23 protein-coding genes and 1 pseudogene are annotated in these 26,360 nt (G+C 57.2%); 15 read left to right on the top strand and 9 right to left on the bottom strand.

The window, feature by feature from the left end; genetic code table 11:
* Positions 1-51 precede the first annotated feature (51 nt).
* Together ansP and ACQG2Q_RS12440 are read right to left on the bottom strand one after the other, a co-directional pair.
* Positions 52-1,548, bottom strand: a complete 1,497-nt coding sequence (gene ansP / locus ACQG2Q_RS12445; protein ID WP_038416116.1) for an L-asparagine permease — start codon at positions 1,546-1,548, stop codon at positions 52-54.
* Positions 1,549-1,875: 327 nt separating this feature from the next.
* Positions 1,876-2,766, bottom strand: a complete 891-nt coding sequence (locus ACQG2Q_RS12440; protein ID WP_022648234.1) for a LysR family transcriptional regulator — start codon at positions 2,764-2,766, stop codon at positions 1,876-1,878.
* A gap of 112 nt (positions 2,767-2,878) precedes the next feature.
* On the opposite strand from ACQG2Q_RS12440, the gene ACQG2Q_RS12435 reads away from it, so the two are divergent.
* From ACQG2Q_RS12435 to ACQG2Q_RS12380, 12 genes and pseudogenes are all read left to right on the top strand, one after another.
* Positions 2,879-3,277, top strand: coding sequence for a (R)-mandelonitrile lyase (locus tag ACQG2Q_RS12435; RefSeq protein WP_032624190.1), 399 nt, complete (start codon positions 2,879-2,881; stop codon positions 3,275-3,277).
* 108 nt (positions 3,278-3,385) lie between these two features.
* Positions 3,386-4,387 carry an MsnO8 family LLM class oxidoreductase gene (locus ACQG2Q_RS12430; RefSeq protein ID WP_058646546.1) on the top strand — a complete coding sequence of 334 codons (1,002 nt, stop codon included), beginning with the start codon at positions 3,386-3,388 and terminating at the stop codon, positions 4,385-4,387.
* Entirely contained in the window at positions 4,384-5,505 is a 1,122-nt protein-coding gene (locus ACQG2Q_RS12425; protein WP_017382285.1) for an amidohydrolase, read from the top strand. Before ACQG2Q_RS12430 ends, ACQG2Q_RS12425 begins: the two co-directional genes overlap by 4 nt.
* Positions 5,506-5,521: 16 nt before the next feature.
* A pseudogene (locus ACQG2Q_RS12420) lies at positions 5,522-7,785 on the top strand (NtaA/DmoA family FMN-dependent monooxygenase).
* A 9-nt stretch (positions 7,786-7,794) separates the two neighbouring features.
* Positions 7,795-8,304 carry a GNAT family N-acetyltransferase gene (locus ACQG2Q_RS12415; RefSeq protein WP_063849086.1) on the top strand — a complete coding sequence of 170 codons (510 nt, stop codon included), beginning with the start codon at positions 7,795-7,797 and terminating at the stop codon, positions 8,302-8,304.
* Between the two features lie 9 nt (positions 8,305-8,313).
* A complete protein-coding gene (locus ACQG2Q_RS12410; RefSeq protein ID WP_063849085.1) occupies positions 8,314-9,240 on the top strand; it encodes an amino acid ABC transporter permease in 927 nt (308 codons plus the stop codon).
* On the top strand, positions 9,224-9,997 hold the full coding sequence (locus ACQG2Q_RS12405) for an amino acid ABC transporter ATP-binding protein (protein WP_022648226.1): 774 nt from the start codon (positions 9,224-9,226) through the stop codon (positions 9,995-9,997). The genes ACQG2Q_RS12410 and ACQG2Q_RS12405 overlap by 17 nt, the downstream gene beginning before the upstream one ends.
* Before the next feature lie 9 nt (positions 9,998-10,006).
* Positions 10,007-10,894 (top strand): transporter substrate-binding domain-containing protein, encoded by an 888-nt coding sequence (locus ACQG2Q_RS12400; protein ID WP_022648225.1) that lies wholly within the window; start codon positions 10,007-10,009, stop codon positions 10,892-10,894.
* 166 nt (positions 10,895-11,060) lie between these two features.
* Positions 11,061-11,678 (top strand): glutathione S-transferase family protein, encoded by a 618-nt coding sequence (locus tag ACQG2Q_RS12395; protein WP_022648224.1) that lies wholly within the window; start codon positions 11,061-11,063, stop codon positions 11,676-11,678.
* A gap of 37 nt (positions 11,679-11,715) precedes the next feature.
* A complete protein-coding gene (gene pptA / locus ACQG2Q_RS12390; protein WP_022648223.1) occupies positions 11,716-11,946 on the top strand; it encodes a tautomerase PptA in 231 nt (76 codons plus the stop codon).
* A 185-nt stretch (positions 11,947-12,131) separates the two neighbouring features.
* Positions 12,132-13,133 carry a Kdo(2)-lipid IV(A) acyltransferase gene (locus ACQG2Q_RS12385; protein ID WP_022648222.1) on the top strand — a complete coding sequence of 334 codons (1,002 nt, stop codon included), beginning with the start codon at positions 12,132-12,134 and terminating at the stop codon, positions 13,131-13,133.
* 90 nt (positions 13,134-13,223) lie between these two features.
* Positions 13,224-13,859, top strand: coding sequence for a helix-turn-helix domain-containing protein (locus ACQG2Q_RS12380; protein ID WP_426759178.1), 636 nt, complete (start codon positions 13,224-13,226; stop codon positions 13,857-13,859).
* A 140-nt stretch (positions 13,860-13,999) separates the two neighbouring features.
* Here the strand turns inward: ACQG2Q_RS12380 and ACQG2Q_RS12375 are convergent, their stop codons facing one another.
* Complete coding sequence (locus ACQG2Q_RS12375; protein ID WP_022648220.1) at positions 14,000-14,476, bottom strand: GNAT family N-acetyltransferase; 477 nt, start codon at positions 14,474-14,476, stop codon at positions 14,000-14,002.
* A gap of 85 nt (positions 14,477-14,561) precedes the next feature.
* Here ACQG2Q_RS12375 and ACQG2Q_RS12370 point away from each other — a divergent pair, with 85 nt between their 5' ends.
* Positions 14,562-15,497 carry a LysR family transcriptional regulator gene (locus ACQG2Q_RS12370; protein WP_063849084.1) on the top strand — a complete coding sequence of 312 codons (936 nt, stop codon included), beginning with the start codon at positions 14,562-14,564 and terminating at the stop codon, positions 15,495-15,497.
* Here the strand turns inward: ACQG2Q_RS12370 and ACQG2Q_RS12365 are convergent.
* On the bottom strand, positions 15,492-15,794 hold the full coding sequence (locus ACQG2Q_RS12365) for an ArsR/SmtB family transcription factor (protein WP_022648218.1): 303 nt from the start codon (positions 15,792-15,794) through the stop codon (positions 15,492-15,494). The genes ACQG2Q_RS12370 and ACQG2Q_RS12365 overlap by 6 nt on opposite strands.
* A gap of 161 nt (positions 15,795-15,955) precedes the next feature.
* On the opposite strand from ACQG2Q_RS12365, the gene fusA reads away from it, so the two are divergent.
* The gene (gene fusA, locus ACQG2Q_RS12360) at positions 15,956-18,055 is read left to right on the top strand and encodes an elongation factor G (RefSeq protein WP_023330144.1); all 2,100 of its coding nucleotides are present in this window, start codon (positions 15,956-15,958) and stop codon (positions 18,053-18,055) included.
* A 48-nt stretch (positions 18,056-18,103) separates the two neighbouring features.
* Here the strand turns inward: fusA and ACQG2Q_RS12355 are convergent, their stop codons facing one another.
* Positions 18,104-18,676 (bottom strand): flavin reductase family protein, encoded by a 573-nt coding sequence (locus ACQG2Q_RS12355; protein ID WP_023300182.1) that lies wholly within the window; start codon positions 18,674-18,676, stop codon positions 18,104-18,106.
* Between the two features lie 105 nt (positions 18,677-18,781).
* Here ACQG2Q_RS12355 and nhoA point away from each other — a divergent pair, with 105 nt between their 5' ends.
* Positions 18,782-19,627 carry an N-hydroxyarylamine O-acetyltransferase gene (nhoA, locus tag ACQG2Q_RS12350; protein ID WP_063849083.1) on the top strand — a complete coding sequence of 282 codons (846 nt, stop codon included), beginning with the start codon at positions 18,782-18,784 and terminating at the stop codon, positions 19,625-19,627.
* A gap of 78 nt (positions 19,628-19,705) precedes the next feature.
* Here the strand turns inward: nhoA and narI are convergent, their stop codons facing one another.
* Genes narI through ACQG2Q_RS12330 form a run of 4 tightly spaced genes read right to left on the bottom strand, consistent with a single transcriptional unit; the run spans position 19,706 to position 26,359 of the window.
* Positions 19,706-20,386, bottom strand: coding sequence for a respiratory nitrate reductase subunit gamma (gene narI / locus ACQG2Q_RS12345; protein ID WP_022648214.1), 681 nt, complete (start codon positions 20,384-20,386; stop codon positions 19,706-19,708).
* Positions 20,383-21,078 carry a nitrate reductase molybdenum cofactor assembly chaperone gene (gene narW, locus ACQG2Q_RS12340; RefSeq protein WP_022648213.1) on the bottom strand — a complete coding sequence of 232 codons (696 nt, stop codon included), beginning with the start codon at positions 21,076-21,078 and terminating at the stop codon, positions 20,383-20,385. The genes narI and narW overlap by 4 nt, the downstream gene beginning before the upstream one ends.
* Positions 21,078-22,622, bottom strand: coding sequence for a nitrate reductase subunit beta (narH, locus tag ACQG2Q_RS12335; RefSeq protein WP_023306263.1), 1,545 nt, complete (start codon positions 22,620-22,622; stop codon positions 21,078-21,080). Before narH ends, narW begins: the two co-directional genes overlap by 1 nt.
* Positions 22,619-26,359, bottom strand: a complete 3,741-nt coding sequence (locus ACQG2Q_RS12330; protein WP_063841739.1) for a nitrate reductase subunit alpha — start codon at positions 26,357-26,359, stop codon at positions 22,619-22,621. The genes narH and ACQG2Q_RS12330 overlap by 4 nt, the downstream gene beginning before the upstream one ends.
* Between the last annotated feature and the right edge of the window lies 1 nt (position 26,360).

Below are 26,360 nucleotides of genomic sequence, written 5' to 3'. Positions count from 1 at the left end.
AAACAATGAAATGCAGGCCGGGTAAGGCGTAGCCGCCACCCGGCTTTTTTATTAACGCGACGTCTCTTCCACCAGCGGACCATCCTGATTGTCATCTCCAGGATGAACCGGGGCGGTACTGTGGATTTCATTCACGCGTTTACGCACGCCAAACCAGCCAGCAATCAACAGCACCGCCAGCAGCGGGATTGTGGCGATGGTGTAAGTACCGTTCGGGTAGTCGAAGGCCATCAGCACCAGCACACTCAACAAGAACAGCAGGGTAAGCCAGGAGGTCACCGGCGCGCCCGGCAGCTTGAAGCTGACGTCAGCCGCTTTCCCTTCTTTAATTGCTTTGCGCAGACGCATCTGACACACCACGATAAAGGCCCAGGAGGCGATGATGCCCAGCGCAGCGACGTTCAGCACGATCTCAAACACCTGAGACGGCACGAGATAGTTCAGGAACACGCCAAAGATATACACCACCAGCGTAGCCAGAATACCCGCGTAAGGCACCTGCTGCTTGCTCATCTTCGACATAAACTTCGGCGCAGAGCCCCCCATCGACATGGAGCGCAGGATACGGCCCGTCGAATAGAGCCCGGAGTTCAGGCTGGAGAGCGCGGCAGTCAGTACCACGATGTTCATGATGCTGCCCACGTACGGCACGCCCAGCTTAGAGAAGAAGGTCACAAACGGACTTTGCCCCGCCTGGTATGCATTCCACGGCAGCAGCAGTACCAGCAATACCACGGAGCCCACATAGAACAGACCGATACGCCAGATCACGCTGTTGATGGCTTTTGGCACCATCGTCTGCGGATCTTTACATTCACCTGCCGCCGTACCGACCAGTTCGATGGAGGCAAAGGCGAATACCACGCCCTGGACCAGAACCAGCGCTGGCAGCAGGCCGTGCGGGAAGAAACCACCGTTATCGGTAATCAGGTGGAAGCCGGTGGCGTTGCCGTCCAGCGGTTTACCGGTGCCGAGGAATACGGTCCCGACCACCAGGAAGATCACAATGGCCAGCACCTTCACCAGCGCGAACCAGAACTCCATCTCGGCGAACCATTTCACGCCGATCATGTTCATGGTCCCGACGATTGCCAGCGCCCCGAGGGCGAACACCCACTGCGGCACATCGCCAAACGCGCCCCAGTAGTGCATGTACAGCGCAACGGCGGTGATATCGACGATACCGGTCATTGCCCAGTTAACGAAGTACATCCAGCCCGCGACATACGCGGCCTTTTCACCGAGAAATTCACGGGCGTAAGAGACAAAGCTACCGCTGGAAGGGCGGTGGAGCACCAGCTCGCCGAGGGCGCGAAGAATGAAGAAAGAGAAGATCCCGCACACCAGATAGACCAGGGCGAGAGCGGGGCCAGCCATTTGCAGACGTGCGCCTGCACCTAAAAAAAGACCTGTACCGATAGCGCCGCCGATGGCGATCATCTGAACCTGACGGTTGCCCATCGCCTTGTGATAGCCCTCTTCATGAGAGTTCAACCAGCGACGTTTAGCAGCATGATGATCGGCTGCGCTTTTATTGCTTGTTTTCATTGAGTTACCTGTTTGCCTGTCTGAACCATTAACGTGATAGTCCTGCCTGGAAGAAGCCGAAACAAACGATTGCTTCTGCGCAGACACATGCTGCCTTTCCAGTCATTCTGTGTATGGATAAGGCAAAACATGGCGAGGCATCCTACCCGCAATTGATAAGCGACGCAAAATATAACCGTGCCGAAAGTGATGCTCGTCGAAGGAAATCGTGTGGTCAGAGCAGACTGCGATCACAACGCGCTGAATCGTGACGTTTTTTTAGGCAAAAAGGTCGGCGAATGCTGATTTAATCATCAGGTTTACTTAATAGTTACCTATAGGTAGAGCTTATGGATGCCGCAGAGCTGCGATAAGTAATGAAAACGCGGAAGTGTGCTGGCGGCGGCTCGGATAATAGAGATGATAACCGGCAAAAGCCGGACACCAGGCTTCAAGCACACGCACTAACCGGCCCTCAGCAAGGGCGTCCTGAACCGCATCTTCCGGGACGTACGCCAGCCCCAGACCGTTTTCGGCGGCATCAATGCGTTGCGGCAGGCTGTTGAGGATCAATTGGCCGTCAACCCGCACGCGCAGCTCACGTCCGTCCCGTTCAAATTCCCAGGCATATAATCCGCCGCGTGTGGGCAGGCGCATATTAATGCAGCGGTGCTGATCAAGCTGCTCCGGTGTTTCCGGTACCCCGAAACGATGCAAATAGTCTGCCGACCCGACGACCGCCATGCGCATGTCCGGGGCAATACGTATCGCAATCATATCTTTCGCCACCTGCTCACCCAGACGCACCCCCGCGTCAAAGCGGCCATCGACAATATCTGTCAGCCCATCGTCCACCGTGACTTCAACGTTGATGTCAGGATACTGCGCCATAAAGGGTTTAAGCACAGGCCACAGCACGGCAGACATGGCGTGCTCCCCGGCGGTTAGGCGAATATTCCCGGCAGGTCTGTCGCGGGTATCACGCAGCGCGGTAAGTTCCTGCTCGATCTCCAGCAGATGGGGGCTTAAGCGCATGAAGAGTTGCTCGCCGGCCTCGGTAGGGGCCACGCTGCGGGTGGTGCGGGTTAACAGACGGACTTCCAGCCTCGCTTCCAGATTGCGCATTGCGTGACTGAGCGCCGACTGAGATACCCCAAGCTGCGCCGCGGCGCGGGTAAAGCTGCGCTCCCGGGCGACAACCATAAAGGAGAGCAGATCGTTGAAGTTGTCTTTTAACATGGCGGCTTATCCTATTTATGAATTGAACTCATAGTTCCTTTCTGATTATGCACTCTAATGCTCCCCATGGCTTTACGCTACTGTTAACGCAATAGCAAACGAGGAGTAGATCATGAAAATTATCCGTAGCGGTTCGCTACCTTCCGTTCATGGGCCAGAGGCCTGGTTTACCGGCAGCGTGCGCATTGACGCACCTTTCCAGGCGACTGAACCGGCAAAAGTCGGCGGCGCGACCGTCACCTTTGAACCCGGCGCACGTACCGCCTGGCATACGCATCCTCTTGGACAAACGCTGATCGTGACGCAGGGGCGCGGCTGGTTACAGGAGTGGGGGAAAGAGGCGGAACCGCTGAATCAGGGTGATATCGCCTGGATCCCACCCGGCGTGAAGCACTGGCACGGTGCAAGCGTGCAGACGGCCATGACCCATATCGCCATCGCAGAAGCTGTCGACGGGAGCCCGGTGGCATGGCTGGAGAAGGTCACCGACGAGCAGTATCCGAACGAGTAGCGGTAAGCTATAGCTGATTTCCGGCAATCCAAATGTAAATTAATTGTTTCTCAGAGGTGAAATCCGCCTTTAATAATGACGACATGTTAAGTCAAACGAGAACGCAACATGTCATGGCGAATCAGCCTTCTGGATAAAAGCCCCGTCGCAGAACACGAAACAGCCGCCGATGCGCTGGCGCGAACCTTAGCACTGGCGCAACAGGCAGAAACGCTGGGTTATCACCGCTTCTGGATTGCCGAACACCACAATACCCCGCAGCTTGCCAGCCCCTCGCCGGAGCTGCTGATTGCCTGGATCCTGGGGCAAACAAAACGTATTCGCGTGGGCTCAGGCGGCGTCATGCTGCAACATTACAGCCCCTATAAAGTCGCCGAAAATTTTAACGTACTGGCCGCCATTGCGCCGGGCCGGGTTGATCTGGGCGTTGGCAAAGCGCCCGGCGGTCTGCCGCTCTCTACCCGCGCCTTGCAGTACGGCCTAAATCCGCAGGAAAAAGGCAGCTTTACTGAACAACTGACGCAGCTTGATCGCTGGATCCGCCCTGAAAATCAGTCAGCGGAGGAGGACGTTCGCGCCACGCCGCTGCCGCCGGTGCCTGCCCGGGGATTTCTGCTGGGCGCCAGTACCGAAAGCGCGCTACTGGCGGCCTCCCTCGACTGGCATTTTGTCTTTGCCGCCCATCTGAACGGTGATCCTGAGCTGCTGCGCGAGGTCGTCACAGCGTGGCGTCAACACAGCGTCCGGGAGGTGATTGTGGCCGTGCAGGTCATTGTTGCCCCAACCCAGGCTGAGGCCGATGCGCTGGCGCAGAAGGTTGAAGTGTGGGGCGTGGAGCTGGTAAACGGACAGCGCGTCACCGTGGCCAGCGAAGAACAGGCCTACGCCTTTGCGCGGCAGGCGGGGAGTGACCCGGTGCGCATCGCGCGTCGGGCGCAGTCTCTGCTGGCCGGAACGGCGGATTCGGTGCTTGAACAGCTCAACGCGCTGCATCAGCAGTGGGGAATTGACGAATTTATCATCGACACGCCGGTCGCCGATGGCGCAACGCGCGTGCAGTCACTGCGACTGCTGGCCGAGGCGCGATTTAACAGGGAGGTGACCGTATGAGCTTTAGCGAACAACTGATTGCCTGGCGCCGTGAGCTGCACCAGAACCCTGAACTCTCCGGTCAGGAGGTCGAAACAACGGCGCGCCTGCGCGAGTGGCTGACGGCGGCCGGTATTGCACCGCTGCCTTACGATCTCCAGACCGGGCTGGTTGCGGAGATCGGCACGGGCAACGCACTGGTTGCGCTGCGCGCCGATATCGACGCGTTACCCATCGACGAGCGCAGTGGGGTGCCGTTTAGCTCCCGGCGTGCGGGGGTGATGCATGCCTGTGGCCATGACATCCACACCAGCGTGATCCTCGGCGCTGCGTTAAAGCTAAAGGAGCGGGAAGCCTCGCTCAACGGTCGCGTGCGGATCCTGTTCCAGCCTGCGGAAGAGAATTTCGGCGGAGCAAAAAGTATGGTGCGGGCCGGGGCGTTACGTGACGTACGCGCGATTTTCGGAATGCATAACGAGCCTTCACTGCCGGTCGGCGAGTTTGCTACGCGCGGCGGCCCGTTCTATGCCAACGTCGATCGCTTCGTTATTCATGTTACCGGCAAAGGCGCGCATGCCGCACGTCCCCATGAAGGCAACGACGCCATCGTGCTGGCAAGCCAGCTGGTGACCGCGCTGCAAAGCGTTGCCAGCCGTAACGTCAATACGCTGGATTCGGTTGTTCTGAGCGTGACGCGCATCGCCGGGGGGAATACCTGGAACGTGCTGCCGGAAAGCGTTGAGCTGGAGGGCACGCTGCGCACGCACCGTACGGAAGTGCAGCAGAACGTGAAAGCGCGCGTCGGTGAAATCGCCGCCGGATTTGCCAGCGCCTTTAGCGCGCAGATCAACATCACCTGGTACGCCGGGCCCACCGCGCTGGTGAACGATGAACACTGGGCCGGGTTTGCCACCTCGGTCGCGCGCGAAGCGGGATATGAAACCCGGCATGCGGAACTGCACATGGGCGGGGAGGATTTCGCGGTCTATCTGCAAAACATACCCGGCGCGTTTGTCAGCATTGGCAGCAACAGTCCGTTTGGGTTACATCACCCGGCATTTAACCCGGACGAAGCATTAATCGAACCCGCTGCCCGCTATTTTGCTCAGCTCGCGGAAAAAGCCCTGCAACACGTTTAATTAATTTGAGGTGAATATGTCTGCACATCGTCAATTGCGGCTGGGGACCATTTTGCATGGTGCATCCGGAAATATGTCTGCCTGGCGCCATCCCGCGGCGGTCGCGGATGCCAGCATTAATTTTGAATTCGTCAAAGAAACGGCTTTAAAAGCAGAAGAGGGCAAGCTCGACTTTATATTTGTGGCCGACGGTCTTTATATTAACGAGAAATCCATTCCGCATTTTTTAAACCGCTTTGAGCCGCTGACGGTGTTGTCCGCGCTGGCGAGTATCACCTCGCGCCTGGGGCTGGTCGGCACGTTATCCACCTCGTACAGCGAGCCTTTCACCGCTGCACGCCAGTTCGCCAGCCTCGATCACCTGAGCAACGGACGCGCAGGCTGGAACGTGGTGACGTCGCCGCTGGAAGGGTCAGCGAAGAACTTCTCCCGCGAAAAACACCCGGAGCATGCGCTGCGCTACCGCATTGCCGATGAGTATCTCGACGTGGTGAAAGGGCTGTGGGACTCCTGGGAAGGGGATGCCTTTATCCGCAATAAAGAGAGCGGACAGTTCTTTGATGCGTCGAAACTGCATACTCTGGATCACCACGGTGATTTCTTCCAGGTTTCCGGCCCGCTGAATATTGGCCGCACGCCGCAGGGACGTCCGATTGTCTTTCAGGCTGGTGCGTCCGACGACGGTAAAAAGCTGGCGGCAAAACATGCTGACGCGATTTTTACCCACCATGACACGCTGGAAGAAGCCCAGGCTTTTTACCGCGATGTTAAACAGCAGCTGGAAAGTCACGGCCGCCGCGCAGGGGATTTACATATATTCCAGGGCGTCAGCGTGATTGTTGGAAACGACGCCGATGACGTAGAAAACCAGTATCAAACCACGGCGGCACTGGTCTCCATTAATGATGCGCTGAATTACCTTGGACGTTATTTCGAGCATCACGACTTCAGCCAGTATTCCCTCGACGCGCCGTTCCCGGATATTGGCGATTTGGGCAAAAACAGCTTCCGCAGCACCACCGATGAAATCAAGCGTAACGCCCGTGAGCGCAACTTAACTCTGCGTCAGGTCGCGCTGGAAGCCGCATCGCCGCGCCCGCGTTTTTCCGGCACACCGGAGCAGGTGGCCGATGGTTTACAGGCCTGGTTCGAGGAGAAGGCGGCGGATGGCTTCATCATTCAGGGCGGTACGCCGGACACCTTCCCGCGCTTTGTCGACCAGGTGGTCCCCCTTTTACAGGCGCGCGGCCTGTTCCGCACCGACTATCCCGGCACCACGCTGCGCGAAAGTCTGGGCTTAGACGAGCCCAAAAATCAGTTCACACAACAATAAAAGAGAAAAACGCTATGCAGAAATCATCGCTTATTCTGGCGCTTGCGCTGGCCTTTACCCCTGTCGTCTGGGCAGAGAACGTCAATATTAACGGCACCGGCGTGAGCATTGAGGCCAATAAAACGCCGATCAATACCGCCAAAAACAGCGATGCGATCGCGCAACTGCCGAAAGACTATCGCTTTGCCGTGCCGGGGAAATTTACCGTGGCGGTGGCGGGACTGAATCAACCGCCGCTGACGGTCTTTTCCGACGACAACAAAACCCTGCTGGGAAGTGAGGTCGACATTGCGCGTCTGGTAGCGGACAGCCTTGGGCTGGAGCTGAACGTGGTTCCCACCTCCTGGGAGGACTGGCCGCTGGGGGTGGCCTCCGGGAAATACGATGCGGCTATCAGCAACATCACCGTCACCAAAGCGCGCAAAGAGAAGTTCGACTTCGCCACCTATCGCAAGGATTCACTTGGCTTCTACGTGAAATCGACCAGTCCCATCAACTCGCTTGTGAAGGCAGAGGATATCGCCGGGCTGCGCATCATCGTGGGTTCCGGCACCAACCAGGAAGCCATTCTGCTGGCATGGAACGAAGAGAACCTCAAGAAAGGGCTTAAACCCTTTACGCCGATCTACACCAAAGACGACGCGGCCCAAACGCTGGCGCTTCAGTCCGGACGCGCGGACGCCTACTTTGGCCCGAACGTGATCGGCGCCTGGAAAGCGGCGCTTAACGGTAAAACCAAACTGGTCGGCAGCGTCGACGGCGGCTGGCCGAAGGCGGCGCATATCGCGGTGACGCTGAAAAAAGGCAGCGGCCTGGTCGAACCGGTACAAACCGCGCTGAACGGCGCAATCAAGAACGGAGATTACGACAAGGTGCTAAACCGCTGGGGGGAAGGCGTGGAGCGTATCTCCAGTTCCGAAGTTAACCCGGCGGGTCTGGGCGATTAAGGAGGCGCTATGCAGGAACAATTTCGTGACGTTTCGCCGGAAGATGCCGATCTTCAGCCCATTATCGCGGGGCTTTTCGGTGAGTACGCCGCTCGTTACGGCGACTACTTTTCAAAGGATGCGGAAGTCGAGCTGACAGAGTGGTACCTGGCGCCGCAGGGGCTGTTTATCGTCCTGGAGCGCGAGGGTGAGATCGTCGCCACCGGGGCGTACAAGCCCTTCGACGAACATACCGCAGAGATCAAACGTATCTGGACGAATAAAACGCTGCGCCAGCAGGGACTGGCCGCGCGCGTGGTACAGGAGCTGGAGCGCCGGGCGGTGCTGGCGGGCTACAGCCACATCTACCTGACTACGGGGTTTCGTCAGCCGGAGGCGGTGCGGCTCTATCTCAGTCAGGGGTATCAGCCGCAGTTCGATCTCACCCGCGACCTGGAAGAGTATAGCCAGCCGCCGTTCGACGGTCGGCTACGTTTCACCAAGACGCTGATCCGCGAAGCGCTCAGCAAAACCGCATAAGGAGCGACGATGAGCAACGTTGAAACCATAAAAGTGGTCCCGGCACGTTATCCGCTGCGCGCTGCTGGCGCCGTGGTGGCGCTGTTTGTGCTGGCGGTCGTGATCCAGTCCGTGGCCTTTAATCCGCGCTGGGAATGGGCGGTATTTGCCCGCTGGTTCTTTGACCCGGTGATCCTCGAAGGCGTCGGACAGACGCTGCTGCTGACGTTGATAAGCACCGTACTGAGCGTGGTGATTGGCGGCATGCTGGCGCTGGCTCGGCTCTCGTCATCATGGCTGTTGAACAGCCTGGCGTGGGGTTACATCTGGCTGTTCCGATCGCTGCCGCTGATCGTGGTACTGATTATCCTCTATAACTTCTCCTATCTCTACGACACGCTCTCTCTCGGCGTGCCTTTTATCGGCATTACCTGGGGCAGCTTTGAAACCATCAACGTTCTCGGGCAGTTTTCTACCGCCATCGTGGGGCTGACGCTGGTGCAGAGCGCCTATACGGCGGAGATCATTCGCGGGGGCTTCCTTGGGGTCGACCACGGTCAGTATGAGGCGGCCGCTGCGCTGGGTCTGCCCGCGTGGCGTCGCACCGTGCGCATAATTCTCCCTCAGGCGCTGCGCACCATCCTGCCGTCCGGGTTTAACGAAATCATCAGCCTCGCCAAAGGGACGGCGATGGTTTACGTGCTGGCGATGCCGGAACTGTTCTACACGATCCAGATGATCTACAACCGCACCCAGGAGGTGATCCCGCTGTTGATGGTGGGGGCCGTCTGGTATCTGGTGATCACCACCGTACTGTCTGCCATCCAGCATGTTATTGAGCGTGGACTCGCCCGCAGCGAGCGCCGCTCCGCCGTAAACCAGAGCCGGGCGACCAGCCGCGCGCGTTCCGTCACCACTTCGTCAGCACAGGAGCCCGTTCATGCAAGCCTCTCCTGAAGGACACATTTCCATAACCGGCGTCAGTAAGTTTTTTGGCCGACATAAAGCGCTCGATAACGTCACGCTTGAGATCCCACCGGGCTCCGTGACGGTGATCCTCGGACCCTCTGGATCGGGAAAATCGACGCTGCTGCGCACTATTAACCATCTGGAGCGCGTAGACGAAGGCTTTATCCAGATTGACGGGGATTACATCGGCTATCGCCGTCAGGGTGACAAACTCTACGAGCTCAAAGAGAAAGAGATCCTCAAACAGCGCGTCAACGTTGGGTACGTGTTTCAGAACTTCAATCTTTTTCCGCATCTTACGGTGCTGGAAAACCTGGTTGAAGCACCCATCGCGCATAAAAAGTTCAGTAAAAAAGAGGCTATTGAAAACGCCTACAGCCTTCTGGATGTGGTAGGTCTGCGCGATAAAGCCGATGCCTGGTCGCGTCACCTCTCCGGCGGCCAACAGCAGCGCATTGCCATTGCCCGCGCGCTGGCGCTGCGCCCGCGCGTGATGCTGTTTGATGAGCCAACTTCGGCGCTGGATCCGGAACTGGTTGGCGAAGTGCTGGACGTGATTAAAAAGCTCGCCCGCTCCGGCACTACGCTGGTGGTGGTCACCCATGAGATCGGCTTTGCACGGGAAGTGGCGGACCAGGTGGTATTTATGGTCGACGGTAAAATTGTGGAGCAGGGCAGCAGCGACGACGTGTTAAACCGACCGTCGCATCCGCGAACGCGCCAGTTCCTCTCAAAAGTGCTGTAAGGAGCGCAGATGAAATATGGACTCCTGGCGGGGCTGGTCTTCACGACAGCGAGTCACGCCAGCATTGATTTAAAGGCCAACGAACAGCCGCTGCCGGTGACGGTTGATCAACAGGCAGTGGCGAAAATCCCGGCGAACTATAAATTTGTTGAGCCGGGTACCCTCACGGTGGCGATTTCAGCCCTGAATTCTCCGCCGCTGGCGCTGCTGGCCAGTGATAACCGCACCCGTATTGGCAGCGACCCGGATATCGCCCGGTTACTGGCGGGCAGTCTGGGGCTGAAGCTGAAGCTGGTGCCAACGGCGTGGGAAGACTGGCCGCTGGGGATCACTTCCGGGCGCTATGACGTGGCGTTGGTGAATATCGCCGTCACCGAGCAACGTAAGGAGAAGTTCGATTTTGCAACCTATCGCGTCGATTCCCTGGCCTTCTCGGTGAAATCCACCAGCAACGTACAGTCGATCACCAGTGCGAAAGATCTGGCCGGTAAAAAGGTGATTGTCGGGTCAGGCACCAATCAGGAACGTATTCTGCTGGGCTGGAACGAAGAGAATAAAAAGGCCGGACGCGAGCCTGCGTTGCCGGTTTATCTGACCGACGACGCCTCAGGCAATCTCTATATTCAGTCCGGCAGGGCGGATGTCTTCTTTGGACCGCAGTCCGTTTCGGCCTACAAAGCCGCGTTAACCGGCAAAACCCGCGTCGTGGGATTAGGCCCGAAGAAAGCCTATGTCGCCACCACAACCAAAAAAGGCAATGGGCTGGTGTATGCGTTGCAGGCTGCGCTGGACGGTGCGATTAAGCGCGGGGATTATCAAAAGGTGCTGGCGCGCTGGGGGGAAGCGGGCGAAGCGGTGACGTCTTCAGACGTTAATCCGCCCGGGATAACCTACTAATGGTGCTCTATACCCTAAATAATTCGAGTTGCAGGAAGGCGGCAAAGGAACGAATCCCCGGGAGCGTACATAAGTACGTGACTGGGGTGAGTGAATGCAGCCAACGCACCTGCAACTTGAAGTATGACGGGTATACACTTAGGGTTTTCATCCCTGAGGAGGCAACATGATCAAACTCTATGGCGTACCCGGCTGGGGATCGGCAATCAGTGAAGTGATGCTGACTCTGGCAGACATCCCGTATCAGTTCGTCAACGTGGACGGGTTTGACCAGCCCGGCCCGCAGCGCGAATTGCTGTTGAAACTGAACCCGCTGTGCCAGGTGCCGACGCTGGAGCTGGAAAATGGGGCGATCGTGACGGAAACCGCGGCGATCGCCCTGATGGTGCTCGACAGACGACCCGACCTCGCGCCGCCCGTTGGGCAGGCCGAGCGCCAGCAGTTTCAGCGCCTGCTCATCTGGTTTGTGGCGAACGTCTATCCCACCTTTACGTATGCAGATTACCCGGAACGCTGGGTGCCTGATGCCCCGGAACAGCTGAAGAAAAACTGTATTGAGTACCGGAAATCCCTCTATCTGTGGTTTGACAGCCAGCTCAGCGCCTCGCCTTATGCCTTTGGCCAACAGCTTACGCTGCTTGACGTCTATATTGCCGTCGTGCGTACCTGGGGGCCAGGTCATGAGTGGTTTACCACCAACGCACCTAATATCACCGCCATCGCGGATGCCGTCTGCGCGTTGCCAGAACTGCACAAGGTGCTAAAAGCTAACGACATAATCTGATAACGTGGAACGCTAACCTATAAAAGGAGCCCTGCCCATGCCTCACGTTGATATCAAATGTTTTCCACGCGATCTGACTGACGAACAAAAAACGGCCCTGGCGGCGGATATCGCCGAAACGATAGTCCGTCATCTGAACAGCAAAGATCGCTCAATCTCCGTGGCGCTTCACGAAGTCCAGGAAGCTGACTGGAAGGCGCAGGTCTGGGATACCGAGATTGGACCTAAACTGGATGAACTGATTAAGAAGCCCGGCTATTCGATGTAACTCGCCTGCCGGGTGGTGCAGTATCACCCGGCGATCCCCGCTTTTCATTCCTTTCGCAAAAATCGATAATAAACAGCACAACGTTTCCGCTACAATTCACTCCTCCGAACAATATTCGTTAAATCAGCAGGTAAGCACTACAACTGCACCAGATTAAGTACAGATAGTAAAAGGATAATTTTTTCATGACAAAATTACCTCGGTTTTCACTCGCCTTTATTCATCCTCGTTACTGGTTCAGTTGGGCAGGCATCGCCGCACTCTGGTGTACGGTCCAGCTCCCATATTCGCTTCTGTTAAAAGCAGGGCACGGACTCGGGCGTCTGGCTATGCGCATGCTTCCACGCCGCGTGGAAATCGCCAGACGAAATCTTGAGCTTTGCTTTCCGGAGATGAAAGAGGGTGAGCGCGAGCGTTTGCTTGAGCGTAATTTTGAATCGGTTGGAATGGGCGTCATCGAAACGGGCATCGCGTGGTTCTGGCCTGACTGGCGCGTGCGCAAACACTTCAGCGTGACCGGCTACGAACATATGGAACAGGCAAGGGCGCAAGGAAGGGGCGTGGTGCTCATTGGCATGCATTTTCTCACGCTGGAATTAGGCGCACGCATCTTTGGCATGCTCAACGCGGGTATTGGCGTCTATCGTCCCAACAACAATGCGTTGCTCGACTGGCTACAGACGCGCGGTCGTCTGCGTTCCAATAAAACCATGCTCGACCGCTACGATTTGAAGGGCATGATCCGCGCGCTTAAGCAAAACGAGATCCTGTGGTATGCCCCGGATCACGACTATGGAAAAACGAATAGCGTGTTTGTGCCGTTTTTTGCCGTCCCGGACGCCGCGACAACTGCCGGGAGCTATATGCTGGTGAAAAGTGCCAGACCGGCCGTGATCCCGTTTGTACCACGCAGAAAAGCAGACGGCACAGGGTATGAGCTGATTATCCTGGACGATATTAGCGATACCTTGCAGGGAGGCGATAAAGTGGCCGTGGCTACGCAGATGAACAGGGCGATTGAGCGTGCGGTGATGATGGCACCCGAGCAATATATGTGGCTGCATCGTCGCTTCAAAACGCGTCCTGAAGGGCAACCGGACCGGTATGCGCGAAAAAAACAGGTCCAGTCCTCAGTCAGAACTTTCTCTGCCAGCGATATGTCGGATCGGTCGAGTATCCAGCAGTAGCACAGGGGGCGGATGCCGTTGCGCTCCGCCCTTTATAAAATCTGCGCCGCTGGATAGAATTACCGCATCCACCTTGTCGGGATGCAAAATATGACCGGAAGAGTCGACTATCACCTTGAAAAATATCTCCTCACCGAAGTCGCCGAGCCAGAACGACTGACCCGCCAGTGGGCAGAAGTGATGCGCGAGTGTCGCGAGCAAAAATCCGGTGCGGAAGAGCGTTTGCGTCTCGCGCTGCTGAATGTGGATTATGTGACCAGCTTTGAGCTTCCCTTCCGGTTACTCCTCACCCGCGCCCCGCAGTTGATTGATGGGATCAGAAATGAGTTCCAGCTCAGTCAAAAAAATGCCCTGTTCAACGGCAAGCGGTTTGGCTGCGTTTACAGCCTTAAACAGGACCTGGAAAGTGTTCCTGACGAATTTACCTATCACCTGAAAACGCGGATCCAGCGAAGCGACAGCACTGGCGGAAGTGAAGTACCTTACCGGCAAATTGCACAGCAGGTGAAAGCGCCCAGGGAACGACTCAAACTGGCACTCGAAAATGGACTATCTGTAACGGCGCTCGACGGGCTTTTCTGGTTTGGCATTCAGCGCATCGCGGCCGATGTGCAGAGGCTAAGAAAAACGGGCACGAGGATTGTGACGTCAGAGACTGAGGTGTTTGATACGCTAACGATGACAACCCGGCGGATCCCTGTCTACAGCCTGACGCAGCCGGAATGAGCCTCAGTCGCTGAATCGTTGAGCGTCTCAGAGAAAACAAAAAAAGACGGTAAGCTCTTTCTCAGATATACCGTGCTTCAGCAACGCTTTCATTGACATTATGCCCCTTAGAAAGAGGGGCGTTTCACGCGATGGCATTGCTACTCAGCAAATGCCCGCAATGCCTCGCCATCAAGACGATAGCGTACCCATTCGGACTGCGGTACCGCGCCGATGCTCAGATAAAAATCAATTGCAGACTGGTTCCAGTCAAGCACGCTCCATTCCAGCCGGCCGCAGTGACGTTCCACTGCGCATTGCGCGATATTTTTAAGCAGTGCTTTTCCCGCACCCTTGCTGCGGTATTCCGGGGAGACATACAAATCTTCCATATAGATGCCGTTGCGACCAAGCCAGGTGGAATAGCTGGTGAAAAAAACGGCATACCCCACAGCATGGCCTGCATATTCGGCAACCAGCGCTTCGGTTTTACTGTCTGCACCAAACAGCGTTTTACGGATTTCGTCCGGCGTGGTGACCACTTCTTCTGGCGCTTTTTCATAGACTGCGAGTTCGTAAATCATATCGTATATTGCCGCTGCATCTTCAGGTCGCGCCTGACGAATCGTAATGCTCATTCCTTTCCCTTTATCTTTGTTTGTAGTTGATGGGGATAAGCATAAAGGCTAATGTCAGAAGAATTAAGTGCAATGAAATCAATAAATGATGAATATTATGCATCCAGCCTTAAGGCGCCTTGATTTAAACCTTCTGCCGGTTTTTGACGCGATTTATCGCCACAGTTCCGTTCGACTTGCGGCAGATGAGCTGGCGATGAGCACCTCGGCGCTCAGCCATGCCCTGTCACGGCTGCGTGTTTCGCTCAACGACCCGCTGTTCTACCGGGAAGGACATCGAATGTGTCCCAGCGTCTATGCCACCCAGCTTGCGCCAGTTATTGCATCGGCCCTGAAATATCTCGACCAGGAGCTGTCGCCGCAGCCGGAATTTGATCCTGCTGTCAGTACAGCGTGTTTGCAGATCGCGATAACGGACTTTACCGCGTTCTGCATATTCCCTGCGCTCATGAATACGCTTCAACATGCGGCGCCTGGCTTGCGTCTGGAATTACGATATTTGCCGCACAGCCCGGCATTGACGGAATTACTGGCAGGAGAGGTGGATCTGGCCCTGGGATTCAGCACCATTGAGGATCGCCGGTACCCGGAGCTGGAAGAGATCAGCTGGTTCGAAGATGAATATGTGGTGATTAGCAATGCGAGCCGGAGCGCGCTCACGCTAGAGGATTATCTCGCCGCCCGGCATCTTGTGGTTACGCCGTGGAATGAGAAGCAGGGGGTGCTGGATTTGCAGCTGGAACGCATGGGTTATACCCGACACATTGCGATCAAAACCCCGTCTATGCTCAGCGCCCCGTTTGTTATTGCACAAAGCGATTTACTGATGGCGTTACCGCGATTCGCCGCTGAAAAGCTGCTGCCAGCTACCCGTATTAAAATTTTTGATTTACCGTTCCACATCAGTCCGTTTGAAGTAAAAATTTATTCGCACAAGCGCAGCGGGAAACGAGGCGTCACGAACTGGCTCAAAGCTACGCTGCGCGCGCTGGCCGAAGGGCAACAGTCAGAGCGCTTATGATTTCGACTGTAACAGGATCGCCATCAGCCCCGGAAAGCGGGCGTCCAGATCTTCTCTTCTCAGTGAAATCATATTCTCGCGCCCCTGCGGGCGCTGCCAGATCACGCCGCTGTCGCGCAGTACACGCCAGTGGTGAGTCATGGTTGATTTCACCACCTCGTCCGGGCGCAGCGCGTTGCAGCTCAGCTCACTGCCGTCGGCCAGCCGTCGAATAATCGCCAGCCGCAGCGGATTGCCGAGGGCGAACAGCACATTTTCCAGCAGTATTTGTTCAGGTTCCGGGTGGTTTGGGATCATCGTTTTCCTGCGTCTCGCGTGAGATTGAGCTATATCAACAATAGGTCAACCGTTAAAAAATAGTTCGATAATACTCGTACAATAGGACTATTATAACAAACGAACAAACACGCGACTATCCTGGTCGTCACAAACCCGTCATGAAGACGTAAGGAAATATCATGCCCCGACCCATTCCACTCGAACGTTATCGCAACATCGGTATCTCCGCGCATATCGATGCGGGCAAAACAACCACCACTGAGCGCATCCTGTTTTACACCGGGATGAGCCACAAGCTGGGTGAAGTACACGATGGCGCGGCAACCACCGACTGGATGGCGCAGGAGCAGGAGCGCGGGATCACCATTACGTCGGCGGCGGTGAGCTGTTTTTGGCCCGGCATGGACAGAGGCTTTGAACCGCACCGCATCAATATTATCGACACCCCCGGGCATGTGGATTTCACCATTGAGGTGGAACGTTCCATGCGTGTGCTCGACGGCGCGGTGATGGTTTATGACTCCGTCGGCGGCGTGCAGCCGCAGTCGGAAACCGTCTGGCGTCAGGCGAATAAATATCACGTCCCGCGTCTGGCATTCGTCAACAAAATGGACCGCCCGGGTGCGGATTTCTTCCGCGTGGTGCGGATGATGCAGGAGCGGCTGAAAGCTAATCCGGTCCCGATTGTGATCCCAGTGGGCGCAGAGGAACACTTCACCGGCGTGGTTGATCTCATCAAGATGCGCACCATTCTTTGGGATGATGCGACCCAGGGCATGGCGTTCACCTACGCGCCGGTGCCCGACGATCTGCTGAGTACCGCGCAGACGTGGCGAGAAAAAATGGTCTCGTCTGCGGCAGAAGCCAGCGATGAGCTTATGGATAAGTACCTTGAGACGGGCGAACTGGATGAGGCGGAAATCATCAAAGGGCTGCGGATCCGGACTATCTCCGGTGAAATACAGCCCATGCTGTGCGGCAGCGCTTTCAAGAACAAGGGTGTGCAGCGCATGCTCGACGCGGTGATTGAATTGATGCCGTCTCCACTGGACGTGCCCGCTATTGATGGGGTAGACGAAGATGGACAGCACGCTGAGCGCCACCCAAGCGATGATGAACCATTTTCTGCGCTGGCCTTCAAGCTGATGAGCGATCCGTACGTCGGACAGTTGACCTTTATTCGCGTCTATTCCGGCATACTGCGCAAAGGCGACGCGGTTTATAATCCGGTGAAGGGCAAAAAAGAGCGAATCGGGCGCATCGTGCTGATGCATGCCAACGACCGCCATGAGGTGGACGAGTTGCGCACAGGGGATATCGCAGCCTGTGTCGGGCTGAAAGACGTCACCACCGGTGACACGCTGACCGACCCGAATGCGGTGATCACCCTTGAACGGATGGAGTTCCCGGACCCGGTTATTTCGCTGGCGATTGAGCCGAAAACCAAGGCCGATCAGGAGAAAATGGGGATCGCCCTACAGCGTCTGGCGGCGGAGGATCCGTCTTTCCGTCTGCACACGGACGAAGAGTCCGGTCAGACCATTATCTCCGGGATGGGCGAACTGCATCTCGAAATCATCGTTGACCGCATGAAGCGTGAGTTTGGCGTTGAGGCAAACATTGGTCGTCCGCAGGTCACCTACCGTGAAACCCTGCGTAAAGCGGTGAAGGATATTGAAGGTAAATTTGTCCGACAGTCCGGCGGGAAAGGGCAGTACGGTCATGTGGTCCTGAGTCTGGAGCCGTTAGCAGCCGGAAGTGGTTTTGTGTTTGAAGATGCCACCAAAGGCGGGGTAGTGCCCCGGGAGTACATCCCGTCGGTGGAAAAAGGCTTGCGAGAAGCCATGAATACGGGTGTGCTGGCGGGCTATCCGGTTGTCGATGTGAAAGCGACCCTGACGTTTGGTTCCTACCATGACGTTGACTCCTCGGAGATGGCCTTCCGCATGGCGGCGATCCTCGGCTTCAAAGAGGGCGCGCGGCGGGCGGATCCGGTTATTCTTGAGCCGGTGATGCACGTTGAGGTGGAAACGCCGGAAGAGTATGCCGGGAACATTATGGGCGATCTCTCCTCCCGCCGCGGCATGGTGCAGGGGATGGCAGAGCAGTACGGCAGCCAGATTATTCGCGCTGACGTCCCGCTGGCTGAAATGTTTGGCTACGCCACCACGCTGCGCTCGATGTCCCAGGGGCGCGCGACGTATACGATGGAGTTCCATCATTTTGCGGAAGCTCCGCGGAATGTGGCGGATGAGATTATTGCGAAGCGCGTTAAGTAATAAAAAGCCCTCTTCCTCAGGAAGAGGGCTTTTCTTTTTTGAGATGCGTTAATCCAGCGCCTTCACCATCTTCCCACTCGTCACAAACGTCCCGGCCCCCAGATGATGCAGCGTATTCAGCTTATCCCCGTCAAACTGCCAGCGTCCGGCGACAAATGCGCGTTCATCTGCCGCGGCGGAAACCACTTCGCCAAACAGGGTGTCATATTTCTCGGCCGCAGAAGTGACAGGTAATAACCGACACTCCATCCACGCCAGACATTTCTCTTCTATAACCGGCAGACCAAGCTCAGGGCCATGAATAACCGGGATCCCGTAGCAGTTAAATTTATCCTCGTCGCGCCCGCTGACGCTGCCGACCGCCCAGGTCCAGTTGGCTGCCGCTACGCCGGGGATCACAATACCGAATTTCCCGCTGCGTTCGATCAACTCCCGTGACCACGCGCTTTTGTCTACCACAATCGCGATACGCGGGGGTTCAAATTCCACCGGCATAGACCATGCGGCGGCCATGACGTTGCGACGATCGATGGTCTCATCCCGGCTGGTGATGAGCACGGTTGGACCGTGATTCAGAAGACGGCTGGCATGACGTAATTCAACAGGACGAAAGTGGCTCATAGGATCTCCTCATGTACACGATGAGTATGCCGAAAAAGCACTTTTGCGCATATGCATAAGGGAAAATAGTTTATAAACAGGGGATATCACATCATGGAGCAAATCATGTCCCCATTTCTGAGTGCTTATTTTGCCCGCACGGGCTGGCAGCAGCCCGTACAGGTTAATATCGATACCCTGCGGGGGCTCCATTTACACCATAACTGCGCGATCCCGTTTGAAAATATTGACGTCGTTTTGCCGCGGGAAATTCATCTGGACGACGGGTGTCTGGTGGATAAACTGGTCACCGCGCGTCGGGGGGGATATTGCTTCGAGCAAAATGGCCTGTTTGAACGGGTGTTGCGCGAAGTTGGGTTTACAGTACGCAGCGTGCTGGGGCGGGTTGTGCTGGCGAATCCGTCGCAGATGCCGCCGCGCACGCACCGGTTGCTGCTGGTTGAGCTGAACGGCGAGCGCTGGATCGCTGATGTAGGATTTGGCGGACAAACGCTGACGGCGCCGATTCGTTTGATCGCCAACGAGGAGCAGAAAACCCCGCACGGGTGCTATCGTTTGCTGAGTGAGGGTAACGACTGGGTACTGCAATTCCGCCATCACGAGCACTGGCAGTCAATGTACCAATTTGACCTGGGGACGCAGTACTTCAACGATTACGTGATGGGTAACTTCTGGTCGGCGCACTGGCCTCAGTCCCATTTTCGTCATCACCTGCTGATGTGTCGCCACCTGCCGGACGGGGGCAAGCTGACGCTGACCAACTTCAATTTTACCCACTGGCAGAACGGTCATGTGGAGGAGCAGATCCATTTGCCGGATGCGGAGGCGCTATATAAGCTGATGCAGGAGCGGTTTGGCCTGGGCGTTGATGACCCGAAGCACGGCTTTACACTGGCAGAGCTGACGGCAGTAATGGCAGGGTTTGATACGCATCCGCAGGCAGGGAAATAGCCCGGTGGCGACTACGCCTTACCGGGCCTACGGGCGTGTGAACGTAGGTCGGGTAAGGCGTAGCCGCCACCCGACAAATCAACGGCGCGATCTCACCACCTGATACCGACGCGTGAAGTACTCAAACGGCGCGCTCCACACGTGCACCAGGCGGGTGAACGGGAAGATGAGGAAGATCGTCATCCCCAGCACCAGATGCACGCGGAAGATCGGCGCGACGCCGCTCAGCATTTCCGACGAGCCGCCCTTAAACGTGACGATCCCCTGCGCCCAGCCGACCAGCTTCATCATCTCGCTTCCGTCAGGGTACTGAGCGGAGAAAGGAATGGTCGACAGCCCAAGGATGCACTGAAGCAGCAGGATACTCATGATGATAATATCCGGCGTGGTGGACGTGGCGCGCACCCGCTGGTTGAACAGGCGTCGGATCAAAAGCATCGACCCACCGATCAGCGTCAGCACCCCGCAAATACCTCCCGCAATCATGGCTAACTGCTGTTTAACCGCGACGGGTAAAAACCAGGCGTACATCCAGTGCGGGGTTAACATGCCGAACAGGTGCCCGAAGAAGATCCCCAGAATCCCAATATGAAACAGGTTCGAAGCCCAGTTCATCCCGCGCTTGCTGAGCATCTGGCTTGATGACGCCCGCCAGGTGTACTGCCCATAGTCGTAGCGCAACCAACTGCCGAGGAAGAAGACGGTGGCGCAGATGTACGGATAAATGTCATAGAAAAACACGTTCAGGTAATGAGTCATTTTGGGCCTCCGGCGCTGACGTCCACGTACTGCGGCGCGACGTCCTGGCTAAAGCGTCGTTGATATTGCTGCATCGGCGAACTGTCGCACGATGTGGCGTTGTCTTCGATAAACTTGACCTGTTCCTCTTCCCACACGGCGTCCAGCGCCTGACGGGTATCATCACGTTTTTCACCGGATACCTGTTTCGCCACGCTGTCGCTGGAAAGCCGTGTTTCCGCCAGCGACAGCAGGGCGTCAAACAGCTGGTAATGCGCTACCTCGCGCTGTTTCAGGCGGCCTCCAATCAGCGCCAGTATAGGCGCGACGTTTTGCAGCCCTTCACGCGCCTCGTCGTCGCTGACGATACTGAGATATTCCAGATATAGCGGCAGATAGTCCGGCAGCTCGCGGCAATCCAGCTCCAGCCCGGCTTTCTCATACTGGCTCATCAGGTCGACCATCGCCTGACCGCGATCGCGGGACTCGGCGTGAACGTGCTCGAACAGCAGTAGTGAAGTCGCGCGCCCCCGCTCGAAAACTTCACACCATTCGGCCTGCTTATCCAGCAGCGGGGCGCTCAGGTGCTGCTGCGCAAACGGCAGTAGCATGGGCGCATCCTGTTCCACCAGGGAAAGCGCTTCTTCACGGTTATCCCAAAGCAGCTCATCGGGATACTCAATCAGTAGCGCGATGATTTTAAGGATCTGCATTATTCTCCCTCCCCGTGATCGCGCACCTCGGTAATGTTGATCGCGTCGATGCGGCTGCTGTTGAAGAGGTTGAACCTGGTGTCGGAGCCGTGACAGCCGTCACCGAAGGTGAAGCCGCAGCCGTTTTTCTCCGGGAAGGCGTCGCGCGCCATTTCGCGGTGGCTGGTCGGGATCACGAAGCGGTCTTCGTAGTTAGCGATGGCCAGATAGCGGTACATCTCCTCAACCTGCGCTTCGGTCAGGCCCACTTCCTCAATGGCGCGGGTATCGGTCACGCCTTCCACGGTCTGGGAGCGTTTGTAGTGGCGCATCGCCATCATGCGCTTCAGAGCGCGCAGCACCGGGCCGGTATCGCCCGCGCTGAGCATATTTGCCAGGTATTGCACCGGGATGCGCAGGCTTTCGACCGCAGGCAGTACACCGTCGCTCTGCGGCAGGCCACCCGCGTCCGCGTAGGACTGAATCGGTGACAGCGGCGGCACATACCAGACCATCGGCAGGGTGCGGTATTCCGGATGCAGCGGCAGGGCTAGCTTCCAGTCCATCGCCATTTTGTAAACCGGGGAACGCTGCGCTGCGTCGATGACGTTCTGCGGGATGCCCTGCTTCAGGGCTTCTTCAATCACCGCCGGATCGTTCGGGTTAAGGAACACGTCGCACTGGCGCTCATACAGATCGGTTTCATGCTCGGTGCTGGCCGCCTCTTCAATACGGTCCGCGTCATACAACAGCACGCCAAGGTAGCGGATGCGTCCAACGCAGGTTTCTGAGCAGACGGTCGGCTGGCCGGACTCGATGCGCGGATAGCAGAAGATGCACTTCTCTGACTTGCCGCTTTTCCAGTTGAAGTAGATTTTCTTGTACGGACAGCCGCTGATACACAGACGCCAGCCGCGGCATTTGTCCTGGTCGATCAGCACAATGCCGTCCTCTTCGCGTTTGTAAATCGCACCGCTCGGGCAGGTGGCGACGCAGCTCGGGTTGAGGCAATGCTCGCACAGGCGCGGCAGGTACATCATGAAGGTGTTTTCGAACTGACCGTACATCTCTTTCTGGATCTTCTGAAAGTTTCGGTCGCGGGCGCGTTTTTCGAACTCGCCGCCCAGCAGCTCCTCCCAGTTTGGTCCCCAGACGATCTTATCCATCCGCTTACCGTCAATCAGCGAGCGGGGGCGGGCGGTAGGGAGGTGATCCCCCTCCGGGGCGCGGTGCAGATCCTGGTAATCGAAGGTGAAAGGTTCATAGTAATCGTCAATCTGCGGCAACACGGGGTTGGCGAAAATTTTCGACAGGACGCCCATTTTTCCGCCGAGGCGCGGGGTCAGCTTGCCGTGAATACTGCGGATCCATCCGCCTTGCCACTCATCCTGATCTTCCCAGTTTTTCGGATAGCCGATACCCGGTTTGGTTTCGACGTTATTAAACCACGCATACTCCATCCCTTCGCGCCCGGTCCAGACGTTCTTACAGGTGACCGAGCAGGTGTGGCAGCCAATGCATTTATCGAGATTCAGTACCATGCCAACCTGTGAGCGTATTTTCATTTTTTCGCCTCCTGAACCTGATCCCGACCTTCGCCGTCCAGCCAGTTAATGTTTTTCATTTTGCGGATCATAATGAACTCGTCGCGATTCGAGCCGACGGTGCCGTAATAGTTAAAGCTGTACGCCAGCTGCGCGTAGCCGCCAATCATGTGGGTCGGTTTCGGACAGACGCGGGTGACCGAGTTGTGGATCCCGCCGCGCCGTCCGGTCACTTCTGACCCCGGAATGTTCAGAATGCGCTCCTGAGCGTGGTACATCATGGTCATGCCCGGCGGCACGCGCTGGCTGACCACCGCGCGGGCGGTGAGGGCGCCGTTGGCGTTGAAGGCTTCGATCCAGTCGTTGTCCTCAATCCCCAGCTCGCGCGCGTCGGTTTCGCTGATCCAGACGATTGGCCCTCCGCGTGACAGGGTCTGCATCAGCAGGTTTTCGCTGTAGGTGGAGTGAATGCCCCATTTCTGGTGCGGCGTCAGGAAGTTAAGCGCTTTTTCCGGGAAGCCATTCGGCGGGATCTCGCGCATATGGGTGACGCTGCGGGTATCAATCGGTGGACGATAGGCCACCAGACTTTCACCGAAGGCGCGCATCCAGGCGTGATCCTGATACAGCTGCTGGCGGCCGGAAATCGTGCGCCACGGGATCAGCTCGTGAACGTTGGTATAGCCTGCGTTATACGAGACATGCTCGCTCTCAAGGCCGGACCACGTTGGGCTGGAGATAATTTTGCGCGGCTGCGCCTGAATATCGCGGAAGCGGATTTTCTCGTCTTCTTTGTTCAGCGCCAGATGTGTGTGATCGCGCCCGGTCAGTTCGCCGAGGGCCTCCCAGGCTTTGACCGCGACCTGACCGTTGGTTTCCGGCGCAAGAGCGAGGATCACCTCTGAAGCATCAATGGCGGTTTCAATGCGTGGTCGGCCTTTGGCCGGTCCGTCGAGCTTGACGTAATTGAGCTTGCCGAGGAAATCGACTTCGTTTTGCGTGTTCCACGATATGCCTTTTCCGCCGTTGCCGAGTTTGTCCAGCAGCGGACCGAGAGAAGTGAAGCGCTCGTAGGTTTCCGGATAGTTGCGCTCGACGACCGCAATGTTTGGCGCGGTTTTACCGGGGATGAGATCGCACTCGCCTTTGCGCCAGTCCAGAATATCAAAAGGCTGCGACAGCTCCCCCGGGGAGTCATGCTGAAGCGGCTGTAGCACCACGTCAGTTTCGGTGCCGAGATGTCCGACGCACACTTCAGAGAAGACTTTGGCGATGCCCTTGTAAATCTCCCAGTCGCTGCGGGACTCCCACGCCGGGTCAACGGCTGCGGAAAGCGGGTGAATAAACGGATGCATGTCCGAGGTATTCATATCGTCTTTTTCATACCAGGTGGCGGTGGGCAGGACGATATCGGAGAACAGGCAGGTGCTGGACATACGGAAATCGAGCGTCACCAGCAGATCCAGCTTGCCCTCAATGGCGGCGGTTTGCCATTCCACCTCTTCAGGTTTGACATCATCCGTTGAGCCTAAATCCTCGCCCTGAATCCCGCTCTCGGTGCCAAGCAGGTATTTGAGCATGTACTCATGGCCTTTTCCGGACGAGCCAAGCAGGTTAGAACGCCAGACAAACAGATTGCGCGGGTGGTTCTTTCCGTTGTCCGGCTGTTCGCAGGCGAAGCGAATATCGCCCGATTTTAACGCCTGCACGGTGTAATCCTGCGGCGACATCCCGGCGGCGTCGGCGCGGGCCTTAACGTGCAGCGGGTTGAGGTTGAGCTGCGGCGCGGAAGGGAGCCAGCCCATGCGCTCGGCGCGGACGTTGAAATCAATCAGGTGACCGGTGAATTTCGACGCGTCTGCAAGAGGAGAAAGCAGCTCCTGTGCGGTGAGCTTCTCATAGCGCCACTGGCTGGCGTGGTTGTAGAAGTAAGAGGTGCTGTTCATCTGGCGCGGCGGACGGTTCCAGTCCAGCGCGAAGGCCAGCGGCAGCCAGCCGGTTTGCGGACGCAGTTTCTCCTGGCCGACATAGTGCGACCAGCCGCCGCCGCTTTGCCCGACGCAGCCGCAGAAGACCAGCATGTTGATCATCCCGCGGTAGTTCATGTCCATGTGGTACCAGTGGTTCACACCGGCCCCGAGGATGATCATCGAACGACCATGGGTTTTGTGCGCCGTGTCGGCAAATTCACGGGCGATTTTTTCTATCAGGTAAGCGGGTACGCCGGTAATTTGTTCGCCCCAGGCCGGGGTGTAGGCTTTGATCTCGGCGTAGTTTGCCGCCGCGTTACTGTCTTCCAGACCGCGATCGAGGCCGTAGTTTGCGAGCACCAGATCGTACACGCTGACCACGCGTCTATGGCTGCCGTCGGCCAGCGTCAGGGTTTTACTCGGTACGCGACGCGTCAGCACTGGCTCCTGCTTCACGCTGCGGAAATGCGGGTTCTCGTTGCCCCCGAAGTAAGGGAAGGCCACGTCTGCCACACTGTCGTGGGTGATGAGCAGGGAAAGCGTCAGCTCGGTCTCCTGTCCCGCGGCCAGCGACTCCAGGTTCCATTTGCCTTTTTCGCCCCAGCGGAAACCGATAGAGCCGTTCGGCGCCACCAGATTTCCGGCGACGTCAAAGGCGATGGTTTTCCACTCCGGATTATTGGTTTCACCCAGCCCGTCGGCCAGATCCGACGCGCGCAGCATGCGGCCCGGCACCACGCGACCGTCAGCCTGTTCATCCAGCAGGACCAGCATCGGCATGTCGGTGTAGCGGCGGCAATAGTTGAGGAAGTAATCGCTCGGGTTATCAAGGTGGAACTCTTTGAGGATCACATGCCCCATCGCCATGGCGAGGGCGCTGTCGGTACCCTGTTTGGGGGCCAGCCACTGGTCGCTGAGCTTCGCCACCTCCGAGAAGTCCGGCGTAATGGCGACGGTCTTGGTGCCTTTGTAACGCACTTCGGTAAAGAAGTGGGCGTCCGGGGTACGCGTCTGCGGCACGTTCGAGCCCCAGGCAATGATATAGCTGGAGTTGTACCAGTCCGCCGATTCCGGCACGTCGGTCTGCTCGCCCCAGGTCATCGGCGATGCCGGAGGCAAATCGCAGTACCAGTCATAGAAGCTCAGGCAGGTGCCGCCGAGCAGGGAGAGATAGCGCGTACCGGCGGCATAAGAGACCATCGACATGGCCGGGATAGGGGAAAAACCGGCTACCCGATCCGGGCCGTAGTTTTTGATGGTCCAGACGTTGGCGGCAGCAATCAGCTGGTTAAGCTCTTTCCAGTTTGAGCGGATAAACCCGCCTTTACCGCGCGCCTTTCTGTAGCTTTGCGCTTTTTGCGGATCGTTCTGAATGGCATCCCAGGCCAGCACCGGATCGGTATGCTGCGCCAGCGCCTCGCGCCAGAGCTCGATCAGCCTGCGGCGTACCAGCGGGTACTTGAGACGGTTGGCGCTGTAGAGATACCAGGAGTAGCTTGCGCCACGCGGGCAGCCGCGCGGTTCGTGGTTAGGCAGGTCAGGGCGGGTACGCGGGTAGTCGGTCTGCTGGGTTTCCCATGTCACCAGGCCATTTTTGACATAAATCTTCCAGCTACAGGAGCCGGTGCAGTTAACGCCGTGGGTGGATCGCACAATCTTGTCGAACTGCCAGCGCTGACGGTAGCTGTCCTCCCAGTCGCGGTTGGTGTGGTACACCTGGCCGTGCCCATCGGCGAAACTGTCGCCTTTTGTTTTGAAGTAACGGAAGCGGTCCAACAGTTTGCTCATG

Source organism: Enterobacter cloacae complex sp. 370H10 (assembly GCF_050031535.1).
Lineage (GTDB): Bacteria > Pseudomonadota > Gammaproteobacteria > Enterobacterales > Enterobacteriaceae > Enterobacter > Enterobacter intestinihominis.
The sequence above is the reverse complement of the archived record's forward strand: the minus strand, read 5'-3'. Positions and strand labels throughout refer to the sequence as shown.

Coding starts and splice junctions, on each gene's coding strand:
- ansP (WP_038416116.1), bottom strand. CDS start 1,548: ATGAAAACAAGCAATAAAAGCGCAGCCGATCATCATGCTGCTAAACGT.
- ACQG2Q_RS12440 (WP_022648234.1), bottom strand. CDS start 2,766: ATGTTAAAAGACAACTTCAACGATCTGCTCTCCTTTATGGTTGTCGCC.
- ACQG2Q_RS12435 (WP_032624190.1), top strand. CDS start 2,879: ATGAAAATTATCCGTAGCGGTTCGCTACCTTCCGTTCATGGGCCAGAG.
- ACQG2Q_RS12430 (WP_058646546.1), top strand. CDS start 3,386: ATGTCATGGCGAATCAGCCTTCTGGATAAAAGCCCCGTCGCAGAACAC.
- ACQG2Q_RS12425 (WP_017382285.1), top strand. CDS start 4,384: ATGAGCTTTAGCGAACAACTGATTGCCTGGCGCCGTGAGCTGCACCAG.
- ACQG2Q_RS12415 (WP_063849086.1), top strand. CDS start 7,795: ATGCAGGAACAATTTCGTGACGTTTCGCCGGAAGATGCCGATCTTCAG.
- ACQG2Q_RS12410 (WP_063849085.1), top strand. CDS start 8,314: ATGAGCAACGTTGAAACCATAAAAGTGGTCCCGGCACGTTATCCGCTG.
- ACQG2Q_RS12405 (WP_022648226.1), top strand. CDS start 9,224: ATGCAAGCCTCTCCTGAAGGACACATTTCCATAACCGGCGTCAGTAAG.
- ACQG2Q_RS12400 (WP_022648225.1), top strand. CDS start 10,007: ATGAAATATGGACTCCTGGCGGGGCTGGTCTTCACGACAGCGAGTCAC.
- ACQG2Q_RS12395 (WP_022648224.1), top strand. CDS start 11,061: ATGATCAAACTCTATGGCGTACCCGGCTGGGGATCGGCAATCAGTGAA.
- pptA (WP_022648223.1), top strand. CDS start 11,716: ATGCCTCACGTTGATATCAAATGTTTTCCACGCGATCTGACTGACGAA.
- ACQG2Q_RS12385 (WP_022648222.1), top strand. CDS start 12,132: ATGACAAAATTACCTCGGTTTTCACTCGCCTTTATTCATCCTCGTTAC.
- ACQG2Q_RS12380 (WP_426759178.1), top strand. CDS start 13,224: ATGACCGGAAGAGTCGACTATCACCTTGAAAAATATCTCCTCACCGAA.
- ACQG2Q_RS12375 (WP_022648220.1), bottom strand. CDS start 14,476: ATGAGCATTACGATTCGTCAGGCGCGACCTGAAGATGCAGCGGCAATA.
- ACQG2Q_RS12370 (WP_063849084.1), top strand. CDS start 14,562: ATGATGAATATTATGCATCCAGCCTTAAGGCGCCTTGATTTAAACCTT.
- ACQG2Q_RS12365 (WP_022648218.1), bottom strand. CDS start 15,794: ATGATCCCAAACCACCCGGAACCTGAACAAATACTGCTGGAAAATGTG.
- fusA (WP_023330144.1), top strand. CDS start 15,956: ATGCCCCGACCCATTCCACTCGAACGTTATCGCAACATCGGTATCTCC.
- ACQG2Q_RS12355 (WP_023300182.1), bottom strand. CDS start 18,676: ATGAGCCACTTTCGTCCTGTTGAATTACGTCATGCCAGCCGTCTTCTG.
- nhoA (WP_063849083.1), top strand. CDS start 18,782: ATGTCCCCATTTCTGAGTGCTTATTTTGCCCGCACGGGCTGGCAGCAG.
- narI (WP_022648214.1), bottom strand. CDS start 20,386: ATGACTCATTACCTGAACGTGTTTTTCTATGACATTTATCCGTACATC.
- narW (WP_022648213.1), bottom strand. CDS start 21,078: ATGCAGATCCTTAAAATCATCGCGCTACTGATTGAGTATCCCGATGAG.
- narH (WP_023306263.1), bottom strand. CDS start 22,622: ATGAAAATACGCTCACAGGTTGGCATGGTACTGAATCTCGATAAATGC.
- ACQG2Q_RS12330 (WP_063841739.1), bottom strand. CDS start 26,359: ATGAGCAAACTGTTGGACCGCTTCCGTTACTTCAAAACAAAAGGCGAC.